Source organism: Nocardia amikacinitolerans, assembly GCF_900215415.1.
Classification (GTDB): domain Bacteria; phylum Actinomycetota; class Actinomycetes; order Mycobacteriales; family Mycobacteriaceae; genus Nocardia; species Nocardia amikacinitolerans.
Window position 1 is genome coordinate 440,231 of sequence record NZ_OBEG01000002.1, and the last position, 15,053, is coordinate 455,283.

Here is a 15,053-nt window from a genome sequence, read left to right on the forward strand (position 1 = left end):
CTGCCGCAACCAGTACCGGACTATCAGCCCCACCACTGTGTCCAAAGCAATACACCGGTGACCAAGAAAACGACCGCGGATCCGGAAAAGGCGAGAAAACCCCGATACCTATCCGAAAATGTCTGGGCGGCAAGCACCGTCGCCGACGCGATCAGGTGCCAGACTACCGACTCCGTGCCCGGGCCGGGGAAACCGCGCCGCCCACCGATGAACGCGGCGCCGACCACGACCAGCGTCAGCAACACCGTGCCCGCGGCGACCACACCGCTGATCGCACGCAGATATCTCACGACGTGATCACGGGCACGCCCGTCGCCTTGCCCGCGAGCTCCTCGAATTGCGCAGGGTCGGTGGTGAATTCGCCGAGCCGGATGGTCTTGTTCGCGCCGTGGTAGTCCGACGAGCCAGTGGTGAGCAGGCCGAGTTCGTCGGCCAGGCCGGTGAGCACCGCGCGATCGGACGCGGAATGGTCGGGGTGGTCGACCTCCAGCCCGCCAAGCCCGAGGTTGGCGAGTTCGCGGATGTCGTCGATGGCGAGCAGCCGCCCGCGCTTGCGTGCCCTGGTGTGGGCGAGCACGCTGACCCCGCCCGCGCCCGCGATCATCTCGACGGCGCGGTGCAGCGGTGTGTCGGCCTTCTCCGCGTAGTACGGACCGCGCGGCGCGAGCAGTTCGGTGAAGGCGGCGTCCACGCTCGGCACCACGCCCGCCTCGACCAAGGCGCGCGCCAGGTGCGGCCGCCCGGCCGAGGGGCCCGCGGAGGCGAGCACCGCGTCTGGATCGATGGGCAATCCGTCGGCGGCCATCCGCTCGGCCATCGCGCGCAGCCGGTCCACCCGCTCGGCGCGCAGCCGCTCGCGCTCCTCGGCGAAACCGCGGTCGGTCGGGTCGAAGAGGTAGGCGAGCAGATGCACCGGCACCGGCCAGCCGTCCTCGCCGAGCCCGACGCACGACATCTCCATCCCGCGCACCAGAGTCAGTCCCTTCGGTAGCGCGTCGACCGCCTCCGCCCATCCCGCCGTGGTGTCGTGATCGGTGATCGCGACCACGTCCAAACCGGAGGCTGCCGCGTTCCGCACCAGTTCGGCGGGGGTGTCCGTGCCGTCGGACGCGGTCGAATGGGTATGCAGGTCGATGCGCACGTCCTCCAGTCTTACAGTGCGCGGCCGCCGACCGGCACGGCAGCCGACGGCTTCGACCGGCCGCGGCCTCTACCATCGTCGTCGTGCCGTCCATACCGCCCATGCCGTCTTTCCGCGGGCAGGGCCGCGCGGCGATGCCGCGCCCACGCATTCCGGTTCCCACCGCCCGCGCCGTCGTCGACTGCGCCGTCTACGTCGACGGGAACCGGCTGCCCGGCCGATTCACCCACACCGAGGCGCTTGCCGAGGTGCGCTCACGCGGGACGGGCTTCGTGTGGATCGGGCTGCACGACCCGGACGAGACGCAGATGGCCGACATCGCCTCGACCTTCGACCTGCATCCGCTCGCCGTCGAGGACGCGGTCAAGGCCCACCAGCGGCCCAAGCTGGAACGCTACGACGACACCCTGTTCCTGGTGCTGCGCACGGTGTCCTATGTGCCGCACGAAATGGACAGCGTCAGCGAGATCGTCGAGACCGGCGACATCATGGTGTTCACCGGACCCGATTTCGCGGTGACCGTCCGGCACGGCGAGCACACCGGCTTGGCGGGGGTGCGGCGCGACCTCGAGGAGCGCTCCGACCAGTTGAGCCACGGCCCGTGCGCGGTGCTGCACGCGGTGGCCGACCACGTCGTCGACTCCTACCTCCAGGTGGCGACGCTGGTGGAGAACGACATCGACGAGATGGAAGAGGCGGTTTTCACCCCGCGCAACCACGTCACCATCGAGTCGATCTACCAGCTCAAGCGCGAGGTGGTCGAGCTGCGCCGCGCGGTCAACCCGCTCGCCGCGCCGCTGCAACTGCTGGCCCACAAGCCGGATCTGCCGGTGCCCAAGGAGATTCGGCGCTATATGCGCGATGTCGCCGACCACCACGTCACCGTCGCCGAGCGGATATCCGATTTCGACGAGTCGCTCAGCGAACTGGTCAGCGCGGCCCTCGCCAAGATCAGCCTGCAGCAGAACTCCGACATGCGGAAGATCTCGGCGTGGGTGGCCATCGCGGCGGTACCGACCATGATCGCGGGCATCTACGGCATGAACTTCGATCACATGCCGGAACTGAAGTGGACCTACGGCTACGGCATGGTGCTGCTGCTGATCGCGACGGTGTGCACCGGACTGTTCGTCACGTTCCGCCGCAACAACTGGCTCTGACCTACAGCGTCGCCGCGCCGCGACCCGGGTCGCGCACGTCGATGCCCGCCTCGGCCCACGCGTCGCGCAGCGCCTGCGCGCCGCGCACCCGCACCCAGGCCGCCTCGGTGGCGGTCACCGGCGTCACCGTCAGGTACCTGACCGGCTCGGCGGGTTCGGGCAGCGGAATCTGCGGAATCTCGCTGTCGCCGAGCAGCGCCGCGGTGAACGCCGCGCCCTGCCACAACGGCTCGCCCAGATCCAGCAGCGCATCGGCTTGCAGCACAACGCCTTCCACGGAGGGCGTGGCGACCAGGATGCCGAGCGCCTTGGGCAGCCCCGGCATCGCGGTGCCGGAGCGCAGGGTCAGCACCAGCTCCGCGCGCGGGCCGCGCACCGGATCGGCGTGCAGGTCACCGGGATCGCCCATCGGGTGGCGCGAGCCGCCCAGCGTCGCGTAGTGCACGACATCGCCGTCGACGATCCGCAGGATCTCGATCGGCTCCAGTCCCAGGAACGTCACCGAGGCCGAATCCACGCCGCTCGCGGGCACCCCGTAGTGGTCGAGCACCCCGGTGCGGACCTTGTCCATCACATCCATGCGTTCAGATCGCCAACCGCGCGAGCATGTCCCGCGCCTGCTCGGCCGACTTCGGGTCGCACAGCACGTCGTAACGGCCCGCCACCAGCTGCATGGTCGAGGCGAAGTCGCGCTGCCCCTTGGTGGCGGCATACGGAATCGAGGTCGAGATGACGCCGAAGATGATGCCGCCGACCAGGCCGACCACCAGCGGACCGAACGCGCCGCTGGTGGTGAACAGACTCAGCAGCAGGCCGAGGAAGAGGCCGAGCCACGCGCCGGAGACCACACCGCCGCCGATCACCTTGCCCCAGTTCAGGCGGTAGAGCACCCGTTCGACCTGCATCAGGTCGACGCCGACGATCGTCACGTCCTGCACCGGGAACTGGTTGTCGGCCAGATAGTCGACCGCGCGCTGCGCCTCGGCGTAGGTCGGATAGGAGCCCACCGGCCAGCCCGACGGCGGGGTCGGCAACCCCTGGCGGGCGCGGTTCGTGTTCCCCAAGGGATTCGTCATGACACCATTCTGCTATTCCGAGCGGCCGTTCGGTGGTGTGAAACGCGTGGTGCGCGTCATCCCGGCGGCGCGTCCCTTCTCGGCGATCACCTGCGCCATCTTGGCGCTCGCCTCGTCGATCATCTCGTCGCCGAGCATGACGGCGCCGCGCGCGCCACCCTCGGCGGAGGTGTGGAAGGCGTAGGCGTCCAGGATTTCCTCGGCCCGGTCGTAGTCGGCCTGGCGCGGACTGAAGATCTCGTTGGCCGCGTCGACCTGGCCTGGGTGCAGCACCCATTTGCCGTCGAAGCCGAGCGCGGCGGTGCGCGCGGCGGCCCTGCGGAAACCGTCGACGTCGCGAATCTGCAAGTAGGGACCGTCGATCGCCTGGAGGCCGTGGGCGCGCGCGGCGAGCAGGATGGTCATCAGGATGTGGTGGTAGGCGTCGCCGGTGTCGTATCCCTCCGGCTGTTCGCCGACCACCAGCGTGCGCATGTTGATGCTCGCCATGAAGTCGGCCGGGCCGAAGACCAACGCCTGCACGCGCGGGCTCGCGGTCGCGATCTCATCGATATTGCGCAGGCCCATCGCGTTTTCCAGCTGCGGCTCGATGCCGATCCGCCCGACCTCCAACCCGTTGGCCTTCTCCAGCTGGGTGAGCAGCAGATCGAGCGCCCGCACCTGGCCCGCGTCGGTGACCTTCGGCAGCAGGATCGCGTCGATCACCCGGCCCGCGCCCTCGACCACGGTGATCACGTCGGCGTAGGTCCATTCGGTCGTCCAGTCGTTGACCCGCACCACGCGCAGCTGCGCGCCCCAGCCCGGCTGATTCAGCGCGGCCACGATATTGGCGCGCGCGGCGGCCTTGGCGACCGGCGCCACCGCGTCCTCCAGATCGAGGAAGACTTCGTCGACCGGCAAGCCCTTGGCCTTCTCGATCATCTTGGGGTTGCTGCCCGGCACGGCGAGCACCGATCGGCGCGGCTTCATGGAGCCTCCTGTCTAGTCTGGCAAGCATGGCAGCTACCAGGGTGTACGTCGCCAGGCTCGCCGGCCTGGCGGTGCTGGGACCGGACGGGGAGTCTATCGGCCGGGTCCGCGACGCGGTCGTGGCGATCCGGTACGACCGTCAGGTACCGCGCGTGCACGGGCTGGTCGTCGAATTGCCGAGCAGGCGCCGGATTTTCGTGCCGATGTTGCGGGTGACCTCGATCGAACCCGGCAATGTCACGCTCAACACCGGCACCGTCAGCCTGCGCCGTTTCCAGCAACGACCCGGTGAGATGCTGGCGCTGGCGCAGATCGTGGATTCCAAGGTGCGGGTGGACGATCCGGCCCTGCCCGACCTCGCCGGCGTCGACGTCTTCGTTGTCGATCTCGGCATCGAACTGACCAGGACGAGGGATTGGCGGGTCTCCCGCGTCGCGGTGCGCGGGCACCGGCGAATCGGGCGGCGGCGCACGGTGCACGTCGTGGACTGGACGTTGGTGACCGGCCTGACCCCGTACGAGATCGGCAGGCCAGGCCAGGACGTCACCCAGTTGCTCGAACAGTTCGAGGGCTTACGGCCCGCCGACGTCGCGCACATGCTGCGCGAGCTGCCGGAGAAGCGCCGCATCGAGGTGGCCGAGGCGCTGGACGACGAGCGACTGGCCGACGTGGTGCAGGAGCTGCCCGACGACGATCAGGTCGACCTGCTCGGCCACCTCGAGGTGCGCCGCGCCGCCGACGTACTCGAGGCGATGGACCCGGACGACGCGGCCGACCTGCTCGGCGAACTGCCGACGGGGGAACGCGAATCGCTGCTCGCGATGATGGATCCCGAGGAATCCGAACCGGTGCGCAGGCTGCTCGCGCACTCCCCCGACACCGCGGGCGGTCTGATGACGACCAAGCCCGTGGTGCTGACGCCCTCGACCACGGTCGCGGAGGCGCTGGCCAGGGTGCGCAATCCGGACCTGACGCCCGCGCTCGCCTCGATGGTGTTCGTGGTTCGCCCGCCGACCGCCACCCCCACCGGGCCCTACCTCGGCTGCGTGCACATCCAGCAACTGTTGCGCGAACCGCCGGCGCACCTGGTCGGCGGCATCATCGATTCCGATCTGGCGCCGCTGCGCGCCGAGGTGCCGCTGTCGGCGGTGACCCGCTACTTCGCCACCTACAACCTGGTCTGCGGTCCGGTGGTGGACGACGAGAACCATCTGCTCGGCGCCGTCAGCGTCGACGACGTGCTCGATCATCTGCTGCCGGAGGACTGGCGCGAGGAAGAGGAGCACGAGGGAGTCACGGCACATGAGTGAGAAGAATCCGGGGACGGGCGTCGGCAGGGTCGGCCCGAGCTCGGCGCGCCAGCGCCTGGAGACGCCGGTCGAGTCGCGCTTCCGATTCGATTGGGACGCCGAGGCATTGGCGCGCAGCTCCGAGCGGGTCGCCCGATTCCTCGGTACCGGACGCTATCTCGCGCTGCAGACGATCGTGGTGATCATCTGGATCATTCTCAACATCTTCTTCGTCACGCTGCGCTGGGATCCGTACCCGTTCATCCTGTTGAATCTCGCGTTCTCCACGCAGGCCGCCTACGCGGCGCCGCTGATCCTGTTGGCGCAGAACCGTCAGGACAACCGCGACCGGGTGGCGCTGGAAGAGGACCGGATGCGCGCCGCACAGACCAAGGCGGACACCGAATTCCTCGCCCGCGAACTCGCAGCGCTCCGTATCGCGGTGGGCGATGTGGCGACTCGTGACTATCTGCGCCGCGAATTGGAGGAGATGCGTGAGGTTCTCGACCGCATCGAGGCCGCGGCGGTCGCGGAAGGCAACACGCCGCGTGAGGTCAAGTCCGGCAAGGCGAATCGCAAGAAAACCTCCGGTGGAAAGCAGTCCCACGTTCAGGTTTCGCCGCCTGTTGCTGATGATTGACCGGAAATGCTCAACAACATCCTGACCCCTGGGTAACCTGGACAACGTTGTCCTGAGCGGGCCGGGTGTGGGATGTCCCGGACACCGCCCCCATGACGTAGAGGATTGGTGTGGCCGAATGCGAGTTTCCGCTCCGATAACAATGTCGGCCCTGGTTGTCGCTGGTCTGGTCGCTTCCGGTTCGGCGGCACACAACACGACCGCGAGCACACCGCCGCAGGCCCCCGAGGCGCTGCTCGCCGCGTCCAGCGATCGTGACGGCGCAGGCAACGGCACGGACACCGACCAGGAAGGCACCCTGTCTCGGACAGTAGGTCTATTGCCGGTCCAGCCGGAGAGTCCCCGCAAACTTCGAGCTATGACTCCGTCCAAGGACGGACTGCCGTTTTTCGGTGGCACCGTCCCGCTGCACGAGGTCACGCTGCCCGCGCACGGTGGGGCACTGGGCATTCCGGAGATCGTGCTCGCCGCGTACCGGAACGCGGAGCTGGCGATGCAGTCCTCGATGCCCGGATGCGGGTTGTCGTGGAATCTGCTCGCCGGGATCGGGCGGATCGAGTCCGGCCACGCGGGAAGCGGTCGCACGGACGCGGCGGGCACGACGGTGACCCCGATCTTCGGACCAGCGCTCGACGGCACCCTGCCGGGCAACGAGGTGATCAGGGCCGCGGACGGCGGATACGTGCGTGCGATCGGCCCCATGCAGTTCCTGCCTGGCACGTGGAGCCTGTACGCCGCCGACGGCAACGGTGACGGAGTCGCCGACCCGCACAACGTCTTCGACGCCTCGCTCGCCGCGGGCAAATACCTGTGCTCGGGCGGGATGGACCTACGCGATCCCGCGCAAGAGCTACGTGCGGTGCTGCGCTACAACAACTCGATGTCCTACGCGGCCAACGTCTTGAGTTGGTCGACGGCCTACCGCACGGGCGGCAAGCCGAGTCAGGTCACCATCTCGCCGGAGCTGGTCCCACCCGGCTCGGTGCCGATCATCGCCTCGAATCCGGATATGAGCGCGGCCCAGTCGACATTGCCGACCACCACCTCGCCCGCGGACCAGCCGCCGTCGACGGCGCCAGCGGCGCCCGCGCCGACCCAGGTGATGATCACGATCCCCGGCCTGCCGCCGATCCCGTGCGGAATCTTCTGCCCGCCACCGCCGCCGCCCGCCAACCCGTGCGCGCAGGCCGCGGTGCCCGCGCCGATGCCGCGCCCCGGCGAGTCGGGACGGCCGTTCGGGCCGCGCCAGCAATTCGGTGCCGAGCCGGTCGATCCGAACGACCCAGCGCGCGCCGAGGATCCCGCTCTGACCGATGCCCGGGAACCGCAGCCGAATCCGGCGTGTGTGCCGCAATTGCAGGGCCTGCCTGCCGCGCCCGAGCAGGGCGCTCCGGCTCCCGCGCCCAACCCGGCGCAGCCGGCGCCACCCGCCAAGCCGAACGCCCCCGAACAGCCGAATCCCGAGCCGGAGGTCGCCACGACCCCCGAGCCGGTGCCCGCCGCGCCCGCCCCTACCGAACAGCCCGGCATCACACTGCCGTTCGGCATCGTGATCCCGTTGCCGCCCGCTCCGCCGCAGGGCTGAGACCAAACCTCGATTCAGATCACGAAGCAGTAACAAAAAGATCTCGAATGCGGTAGCCTCTCCTTCGTCCACGAAGGGCTCGTCAGCGAGCCTTTGTGTAACCGAGGAGGGTCACCACACCGTGGGGCGTCACCGCAAGCAATCGCCTGCCACCGTCAGGCGCGGCTCCGTAATCGCACTGACCGGATTGGTTCCCGCCGGATTCGTGGCCTGCGCCGCCGCATCCGATCTGGACTCCGATCAGGCCGCCGTTCAGCAGATCCCCGACGACCAGGACGCGCTGGCCGCCAAACCCGCCGACTCGGTCGAGTTCGTCGCGCACGCCATGGCCGAGCAGCGTTCAGTCGCCCCGCCGATCGTGAAAACCGTTGCGCTGTCGGCCGATCGGGAAAAGGCCGACCTGCCCGCCGGAGCGCTGGGCGTGCCCGGCGTCGCGATCGCCGCCTACCAGAACGCCGAGCGCACGCTGGACGCGGAGAACCCGACGTGCAACATGCCGTGGAACCTGCTCGCTGGGATCGGGCGTGTCGAGTCCACCCACGCGTTCGGCGGCAAGGCCGACGTCGACGGCAATCCGCTCAGCCCGGTCTACGGCCCGGTGCTCGACGGCTCGCTCGCGGGCAACAACGTCATCCACGACAGCGACGACGGCGCCCTCGACGGACTCGGTGGCTACGACCGCGCGGTCGGCCCGATGCAGTTCCTGCCCGAGACCTGGAAGCGTTACGCCGCCGACGGCAACGGCGACGGCATCGCCGACCCGCAGAACCTGTACGACGCCGCGCTGACCGCGGGCAAGTACCTCTGCGACGGCGGCTTGAACATGAGCGACCTGGCCCAGCAGTCGCGCGCCATCCTGCGCTACAACAACTCGATGGCCTATGTCGCCAACGTCATGGCGTGGGCGAATTCGTACGGTACGGGGGTCGCACCGAAGCCCGCGCAGTTGCCGCGGATCTGACACGCCTAAAATTTCCGTATGCCAGTGGTAACGGAAACGGATGTGCGGGGCGCGCTCGCGAAGGTCGACGACCCGGAGATCCGCAAACCGATCACCGAACTGGGCATGGTGAAAAGCGTCGTCATCGACGCCGAAAGCAATGTCCATGTCGAGGTCTACCTCACGACGGCGGGCTGCCCGCTGCGCACGGAGATCACCCAGCGGGTCACCAAGGCGGTGGCCGACGTCCCCGGCGTCGGCGCCATCTCCGTCGACCTCGATGTGATGAACGACGAGCAGCGCACCGCCCTGCGTAAGCAGCTGCGCGGCGACTCCGCCGATCCGGTGATCCCGTTCGCCCAGCCGGGCTCGCTGACTCGCGTGTACGCGGTCGCGTCCGGCAAGGGCGGCGTCGGAAAGTCGTCGGTGACGGTCAACCTCGCGGCCGCCATGGCCGCGCGCGGCCTGTCCGTCGGCGTGCTCGACGCCGACATCTACGGACACTCGGTGCCACGCATGCTCGGCACCGACGCCCGCCCGACCCAGGTCGAGCGGATGATCATGCCGCCGGTCGCGCACGACGTGAAGGTCATCTCGATCGCCATGTTCACCCAGGGCAACACGCCCGTGGTGTGGCGCGGCCCGATGCTGCACCGTGCGCTGCAGCAGTTCCTCGCCGACGTGTTCTGGGGCGATCTGGACATCCTGCTGCTGGACCTGCCGCCTGGCACCGGTGACGTGGCCATCTCCATCGCCCAGCTGATCCCGAACGCGGAGATCCTGGTCGTCACCACCCCGCAGCTCGCGGCCGCCGAGGTGGCCGAGCGGGCGGGCTCGATCGCGTTGCAGACCCGGCAGCGGATCGCGGGCGTCGTGGAGAACATGTCCTGGCTCGACCTGCCCGACGGCAGCAGGATGGAGCTCTACGGTTCCGGCGGCGGCCAGCGGGTGGCCGACAGCCTCACCCGAGCGGTCGGCGCGAGCGTCCCGCTGCTCGGTCAGATCCCGATCGAGCAGGAGCTGCGCGAGGCCGGCGACGAGGGCACGCCGATCGTGCTGCGCGATCCGGACAGCGCGTCGGCCAAGGCGCTGATCGAGGTCGCCGACAAGCTCGCCGTGCGCCGTCGCGGACTGGCCGGCATGTCGCTCGGCATCGACACCACGCGGCATCTGTAACCCCCCCAACCGCGCCGCCTCGGCAACTGCTCGGTCGTGAACGAGCATGTCGGAGCGGCGGAATAAGCTCGTGTCATGCTCACGCTGCTGTTGTACGTGCTGATCGTCGGCCTGGTGGCCGCGGTGCTGTTCCTGCTCGCGAGTGCGGTCTTCGGACGCGGGGAGGAACTGGGCCCGCTGCCCGAGGGCACGACGGCCACCGTGTTGCCCGCCGAGGGCATCACCGGTGCGGACGTGCGCGCGCTGCGGTTCCAGCAAGTGGTGCGCGGCTACAAGGCGGGCGAGGTCGACTGGGCGTTGGCGAGGCTCGCCGCGCGCATCGATGAACTCCAGCTACAACTGGCCCACGCGCGCGGCGAGACGCCGCAGCTGAGCAAAGCCGGTGCGGATACGGCGGTCTCGCGGTACGAGAGCGCGCCGCACACCGACACCACGCCATCGCGGTACGACAGTTCCGCAGCGCACCCCGACGACGCCGAGGCGACGTCGTGGCCCGCGCCGAGCACCCCCGAAAAGCCGTGAGCGCCCCGCTCGCCGCCGACGGCAGGGTCCGCTGCCCGTGGGCGGAGTCCTCTCAGCTCTACCGGGACTACCACGACTTCGAATGGGGCGAGCCGCTGCGCGGCCCCGACGCGATGTTCGAGCGGGTCTGCCTCGAGGCGTTCCAGTCGGGTCTGTCCTGGATCACGATCCTGCGCAAGCGCCCGGCCTTCCGCGCCGCGTTCGCCGACTTCGCCATCGAGAAGGTCGCCGCGTTCGGCGACGCCGATGTGGCCCGCCTGCTCGCCGATCCCGGCATCGTCCGCAACCGCGCCAAGATCGAAGCCGCCATCGCCAACGCGCGGGCCGCTGGCGCGCTCGACCGCGGCCTCGACGAGTTGATCTGGTCGTTCGCGCCGCCGCCACGGCCACGCCCGAAGGCCATCGCCGACGTTCCCGCGACGAGTCCCGAATCCATCGCTCTGGCAAAAGAATTGAAGCGGCGCGGGTTCCGTTTCGTCGGACCCACCACCGCCTACGCACTGATGCAAGCAACGGGAATGGTGGACGATCACCTGGCCGATTGCTGGGTCGGAAGTGACCCGCACAACACCGCCCGAGCGATCACATTTCGAACTCAGGTATCCGTCCACATCGGCGATAGGGAAGAATAGGACCGGTGTAGCTCGCCAAATGCCGGTGAGCTACCTGGTTGGTGACAACTGTAGTTCCAAGAAAGTGCGCAGAAAACCGCGCAGATCTGGAGGGAGCAGAGGATGGCGGCCATGAAGCCCCGCACCGGGGACGGTCCCCTCGAGGCAACCAAGGAAGGGCGTGGAATCGTTATGCGGGTTCCACTCGAGGGTGGCGGGCGTCTGGTCGTCGAACTCACGCCGGATGAGGCAGCGGCGCTCGGTGACGAATTGAAGAGTGTCACCAGCTAGTCCTTCGGCACTCGCTGATGTGGCGGGTCTGCTGGCCTGCCCGGAATGCCGCCTCGGGCTCGAGGCGGTGGATCGGGCGCTGCGTTGCGACCGCGGCCACAATTTCGACATCGCCAAACAGGGCTACGTCAGCTTGCTGACCGGTGCGTCGACCAAGATGACCGGCGACACCGCGGCCATGCTGGACGCCCGCGCCGCTTTCCAGGGTGAAGGACATTTCGCGCCCATCGCCGACGCGGTCGCTACCGCCGTCGGCCCGGTCGACGACCGGTCCGCGAGCCTGCTGGAAATCGGCGCGGGCACCGGCTACTACCTGGCCGCGGCGCTCGACGCCGCACCGGACGCCCGCGGCGTCGCCATCGACGTGGCCAAACCCGCCGCGCGCCGCTGCGCACGCGCCCATCCTCGCGCCGCCGCGGTACTCGCCGACGCCTGGCGCGGTCTACCGGTCCGCGACGGCGTGCTCGCGGGAGTGCTCTCGGTGTTCGCGCCCCGCAATCCCACCGAGGTGGCCAGGGTGCTCGGCGCGGACGGCCGCTTCGTCGTCGCCGCGCCGACCGCGCGTCATCTCGGCGAGCTGATCGATCCGCTCGGCATGGTGACCGTCGACCCCGACAAGGACCGCCGCATCACCGAGGCGATGTCCGGACTGTTCGAGCAGGTCGAGCGGGTCGCCGTGGAGTATTCGATGAAGCTCGACCGCGCGGCGGTGGCGCAGGTGGTCGGCATGGGTCCGTCCGCGCACCACGCCGAGCACGCGCGCGATCCACGCCTCTCGGCGCTGCCGGATCTGATGGATGTCACCGCGTCGGTCACGGTCGCGACGTATCGTCCCCGACGCTGACCGCGAAGCGTCGCTCCCGGCGCACGGGGCGCTCATGGTTTGCACACGCGCTCGCACAGATCGCCTCGCTCACAACGCGCGGGCGTTCAGGGTTTGCGGACTTGCTCGTACACCTCGACGGTCCGCTCCGCGATTCGCGACCAGTCGAATTCCGCGATCGCCCGCGCGCGTCCCGCCGCGCCGAACTCGGCAGCGAGGACCGGATCGCCCGCGACCTCGTTGACCGCCGCCGCGAGGCCCCGCTCGTACTCCTCGGCCGCGCCCGCGTCGTAGTGCACGAGCCTGCCGTTGCCGCCGTCGGCGACCACCTCGGGGATGCCGCCGACGTCGGAGGCGACCACGGCGGTCGCGCAGGCCATGGCCTCCAAATTCACGATGCCGAGCGGTTCGTACACCGACGGGCAGACGAACACGGTCGCCGCCGCCAGAATCTGCCGAATCTGCTCGGTGGGCAGCATTTCCCGCACCCAGTGCACGTTCCCGCGCCGCCGCCGCAACTCGGCGACCGCCGCGGCCGTCTCGTCCTCCAGCTCCCTGGTGTCGGGCGCGCCCGCGCACAGCACAAGCTGGATCTCCGGCTCGAACTCGCGCGCGGCGGCGAGCAGGTGGCCGACGCCCTTCTGCCGCGTGATGCGGCCGACGAAGGCGACGATCGGGCGGTCGGTCCGCACGCCGAGCTCGTCCAGGATCTGCCGCTCGCCGTCGACCGGCGGGCCGGGCCGCCACAGCGTCGCGTCGATGCCGTTGTGCACCACGTGGACCCGGCTCGGATCGATCGCCGGGTAGGCGTCGAGCACGTCGTGGCGCATGCCCTCGCTCACCGCGATGACGGCGTCGGCGTGCTCCATGGCGTTGCGCTCCGACCACGAGGAGATGCGGTAGCCGCCGCCGAGCTGCTCGGCCTTCCACGGCCGCCGCGGCTCGAGGGAGTGCGCGGTGAGGATGTGCGGGATGCCGTAGAGGGTGGCGGCCAGGTGCCCGGCCAGACCGGTGTACCAGGTGTGCGAGTGCACCACGTCCACCTCGCCCGCCGCGTCGGCCATCCGCAGCTGCGCCGACATCATCTGCAGCGCGGCGTTGGCGGCGTAGAGCGACGGATCCGATTGGTGCACCACGGCATCGGTGCGCTCGGCGCCCATGCAGTGCACGGTCACCTCGCAGAGCCGCCGCAATTCGGCGGTCAGTTGGGTCACGTGTACGCCCGCACCGCCGTACACCTCGGGTGGGTATTCGCGGGTCAACATCGCGACGCGCAACCGGTCCTGGAAGCCCCCCGGCTCGCCGGATCCCGTCGCCGAGCGCCCGCCGTCCGTGCCGAAACTCACCGATCCAAACTAGACGCTCGGCTCGGCAGGGGCCACCCGCGGCCTGCCGACACGGTAGTTTGGGCACTGTGAGGAGCCAGCCGCACGTACTCGGGATCGTGCTCGCCGGTGGCGAGGGCAAGCGCCTGTTTCCACTCACCGCCGACCGCGCCAAGCCGGCGGTTCCCTTCGGCGGCGCGTACCGCCTCATCGACTTCGTGCTCAGCAATCTGGTGAACGCGGGCTTCCTTCGCCTGTGCGTGCTCACCCAGTACAAGTCGCATTCGCTGGACCGGCACATCTCGCAGACCTGGCGGCTGTCGGGTTTCGCGGGCGAGTACATCACGCCGGTGCCCGCCCAGCAGCGTCTCGGCCCGCGCTGGTACACCGGCAGCGCCGACGCCATCATGCAGTCGCTGAACCTGATCTACGACGAGGACCCCGACTACATCGTGGTGTTCGGCGCCGACCACGTGTACCGGATGGACCCGGAGCAGATGGTCTCCCACCACATCGATTCCGGCGCGGGCGTCACCGTGGCGGGCATCCGGGTGCCGCGCAGCGAGGCAAGCGCGTTCGGCTGCATCGATTCCGACGAGTCGGGCCGCATCACCCAGTTCCTGGAGAAGCCCGCCCATCCGCCTGGCACGCCGGACGACCCGAACGTGACCTTCGCGTCGATGGGCAACTACGTCTTCACCACCAAGGTGCTGGTCGACTCGATCCGAGCCGACGCGGACAACTCCGATTCCGACCACGACATGGGCGGCGACATCATCCCCGCGCTGGTCGCGTCGGGTCAGGCCGCGGTATACGACTTCGCCGACAACGAGGTGCCCGGCGCGACCGAGCGCGACCGCGGCTACTGGCGCGACGTCGGGACCATCGACGCCTTCTACGACGCGCACATGGATCTGGTCTCGGTGCACCCGGTGTTCAACCTCTACAACAAGCACTGGCCGATCCGCGGCGCCGCCGAGAACCTGCCGCCCGCCAAGTTCGCCCAGGGCGGGCTTGCCCAGGAGTGCATCGTCGGCGCGGGCAGCATCCTGTCCGCCGCGACCGTGCGCAATTCCGTGCTGAGCTCGAACGTGATGGTCGACGACGGCGCCACCGTCGAGGGCAGCGTGCTGATGCCCGGCGTGCGCATCGGCAGGGGCGCGGTGGTGCGCCACGCCATTCTGGACAAGAACGTGGTGGTCGGCGAGGGCGAGATCATCGGCGTCGACCTGGAACGCGACCGCGACCGGTTCGCGGTGAGCAACGGCGGCGTGGTGACCGTCGGCAAGGGCGTTTGGGTGTGATGCGCGTCCGCTGACTAACGCCCGCTCGGCGGGGCGGTGCAGAACGGCTGGCAGGAACCCGGCGTGCGCGGAACCGTCGACCGTGAGCCCTCGCCGAAATCGGCGGTGCTGACCAGAATCGCGAGCATTATCGCCAGCACGAGCAGGACTCCGAACACGACCGTCGCACCCGCCCAGTCTTGTGCGCGGTTCCTCGATCGG

The 15,053-nt window shown here is 69.3% G+C and carries 17 protein-coding genes; 11 read left to right on the forward strand and 6 right to left on the reverse strand.

The features are described 5' to 3' along the window. Nucleotides 1-23: 23 nt before the first annotated feature. A complete protein-coding gene (locus CRP45_RS10245) occupies nucleotides 24-290 on the reverse strand; it encodes a hypothetical protein (protein WP_097244895.1) in 267 nt (88 codons plus the stop codon). Then, the gene (locus CRP45_RS10250; protein ID WP_097244896.1) at nucleotides 287-1,141 is read right to left on the reverse strand and encodes a PHP domain-containing protein; all 855 of its coding nucleotides are present in this window, start codon (nucleotides 1,139-1,141) and stop codon (nucleotides 287-289) included. Before CRP45_RS10250 ends, CRP45_RS10245 begins: the two co-directional genes overlap by 4 nt. Nucleotides 1,142-1,224: 83 nt before the next feature. On the opposite strand from CRP45_RS10250, the gene CRP45_RS10255 reads away from it, so the two are divergent. Then, nucleotides 1,225-2,301, forward strand: coding sequence for a magnesium and cobalt transport protein CorA (locus CRP45_RS10255; RefSeq protein WP_372507930.1), 1,077 nt, complete (start codon nucleotides 1,225-1,227; stop codon nucleotides 2,299-2,301). A gap of 1 nt (nucleotide 2,302) precedes the next feature. Here the strand turns inward: CRP45_RS10255 and CRP45_RS10260 are convergent, their stop codons facing one another. From CRP45_RS10260 to CRP45_RS10270, 3 genes are read right to left on the reverse strand one after another with little or no spacing between them, the layout of a single operon-like run. After that, nucleotides 2,303-2,881 carry a suppressor of fused domain protein gene (locus CRP45_RS10260; protein ID WP_097244898.1) on the reverse strand — a complete coding sequence of 193 codons (579 nt, stop codon included), beginning with the start codon at nucleotides 2,879-2,881 and terminating at the stop codon, nucleotides 2,303-2,305. Nucleotides 2,882-2,885: 4 nt separating this feature from the next. Beyond that, a complete protein-coding gene (locus CRP45_RS10265; RefSeq protein WP_097244899.1) occupies nucleotides 2,886-3,377 on the reverse strand; it encodes a YflT domain-containing protein in 492 nt (163 codons plus the stop codon). A gap of 12 nt (nucleotides 3,378-3,389) precedes the next feature. Continuing rightward, nucleotides 3,390-4,346 (reverse strand): HpcH/HpaI aldolase/citrate lyase family protein, encoded by a 957-nt coding sequence (locus CRP45_RS10270; RefSeq protein WP_097244900.1) that lies wholly within the window; start codon nucleotides 4,344-4,346, stop codon nucleotides 3,390-3,392. Between the two features lie 26 nt (nucleotides 4,347-4,372). Between CRP45_RS10270 and CRP45_RS10275 the strand changes: the two genes are divergently transcribed. The 9 genes from CRP45_RS10275 (at nucleotide 4,373) to CRP45_RS10315 (ending at nucleotide 12,244) form a co-directional block, all read left to right on the forward strand. Continuing rightward, nucleotides 4,373-5,656, forward strand: coding sequence for a magnesium transporter MgtE N-terminal domain-containing protein (locus CRP45_RS10275; protein WP_097244901.1), 1,284 nt, complete (start codon nucleotides 4,373-4,375; stop codon nucleotides 5,654-5,656). Continuing rightward, nucleotides 5,649-6,275 carry a DUF1003 domain-containing protein gene (locus CRP45_RS10280; RefSeq protein WP_097244902.1) on the forward strand — a complete coding sequence of 209 codons (627 nt, stop codon included), beginning with the start codon at nucleotides 5,649-5,651 and terminating at the stop codon, nucleotides 6,273-6,275. Before CRP45_RS10275 ends, CRP45_RS10280 begins: the two co-directional genes overlap by 8 nt. Before the next feature lie 358 nt (nucleotides 6,276-6,633). After that, nucleotides 6,634-7,860: a lytic transglycosylase domain-containing protein gene (locus tag CRP45_RS10285; RefSeq protein WP_245910051.1), complete on the forward strand. Its 1,227-nt coding sequence runs from the start codon at nucleotides 6,634-6,636 to the stop codon at nucleotides 7,858-7,860. 121 nt (nucleotides 7,861-7,981) lie between these two features. Continuing rightward, nucleotides 7,982-8,821: a lytic transglycosylase domain-containing protein gene (locus CRP45_RS10290; RefSeq protein ID WP_067788488.1), complete on the forward strand. Its 840-nt coding sequence runs from the start codon at nucleotides 7,982-7,984 to the stop codon at nucleotides 8,819-8,821. An 18-nt stretch (nucleotides 8,822-8,839) separates the two neighbouring features. Next, the gene (locus tag CRP45_RS10295) at nucleotides 8,840-9,976 is read left to right on the forward strand and encodes an Mrp/NBP35 family ATP-binding protein (RefSeq protein WP_097244904.1); all 1,137 of its coding nucleotides are present in this window, start codon (nucleotides 8,840-8,842) and stop codon (nucleotides 9,974-9,976) included. A gap of 75 nt (nucleotides 9,977-10,051) precedes the next feature. Beyond that, nucleotides 10,052-10,498, forward strand: a complete 447-nt coding sequence (locus CRP45_RS10300; protein WP_097244905.1) for a DivIVA domain-containing protein — start codon at nucleotides 10,052-10,054, stop codon at nucleotides 10,496-10,498. Next, on the forward strand, nucleotides 10,465-11,130 hold the full coding sequence (locus CRP45_RS10305) for a DNA-3-methyladenine glycosylase I (RefSeq protein WP_281256182.1): 666 nt from the start codon (nucleotides 10,465-10,467) through the stop codon (nucleotides 11,128-11,130). The genes CRP45_RS10300 and CRP45_RS10305 overlap by 34 nt, the downstream gene beginning before the upstream one ends. A 102-nt stretch (nucleotides 11,131-11,232) precedes the next feature. After that, nucleotides 11,233-11,400, forward strand: a complete 168-nt coding sequence (locus CRP45_RS10310) for a DUF3117 domain-containing protein (RefSeq protein ID WP_011211259.1) — start codon at nucleotides 11,233-11,235, stop codon at nucleotides 11,398-11,400. Then, complete coding sequence (locus CRP45_RS10315) at nucleotides 11,387-12,244, forward strand: putative RNA methyltransferase (RefSeq protein ID WP_245910052.1); 858 nt, start codon at nucleotides 11,387-11,389, stop codon at nucleotides 12,242-12,244. Before CRP45_RS10310 ends, CRP45_RS10315 begins: the two co-directional genes overlap by 14 nt. Before the next feature lie 86 nt (nucleotides 12,245-12,330). Here the strand turns inward: CRP45_RS10315 and glgA are convergent, their stop codons facing one another. Then, entirely contained in the window at nucleotides 12,331-13,500 is a 1,170-nt protein-coding gene (glgA, locus tag CRP45_RS10320; protein ID WP_097245435.1) for a glycogen synthase, read from the reverse strand. 137 nt (nucleotides 13,501-13,637) lie between these two features. On the opposite strand from glgA, the gene glgC reads away from it, so the two are divergent. Further along, nucleotides 13,638-14,852, forward strand: a complete 1,215-nt coding sequence (glgC, locus tag CRP45_RS10325) for a glucose-1-phosphate adenylyltransferase (protein WP_067788483.1) — start codon at nucleotides 13,638-13,640, stop codon at nucleotides 14,850-14,852. The last annotated feature ends 201 nt before the right edge of the window (nucleotides 14,853-15,053 follow it).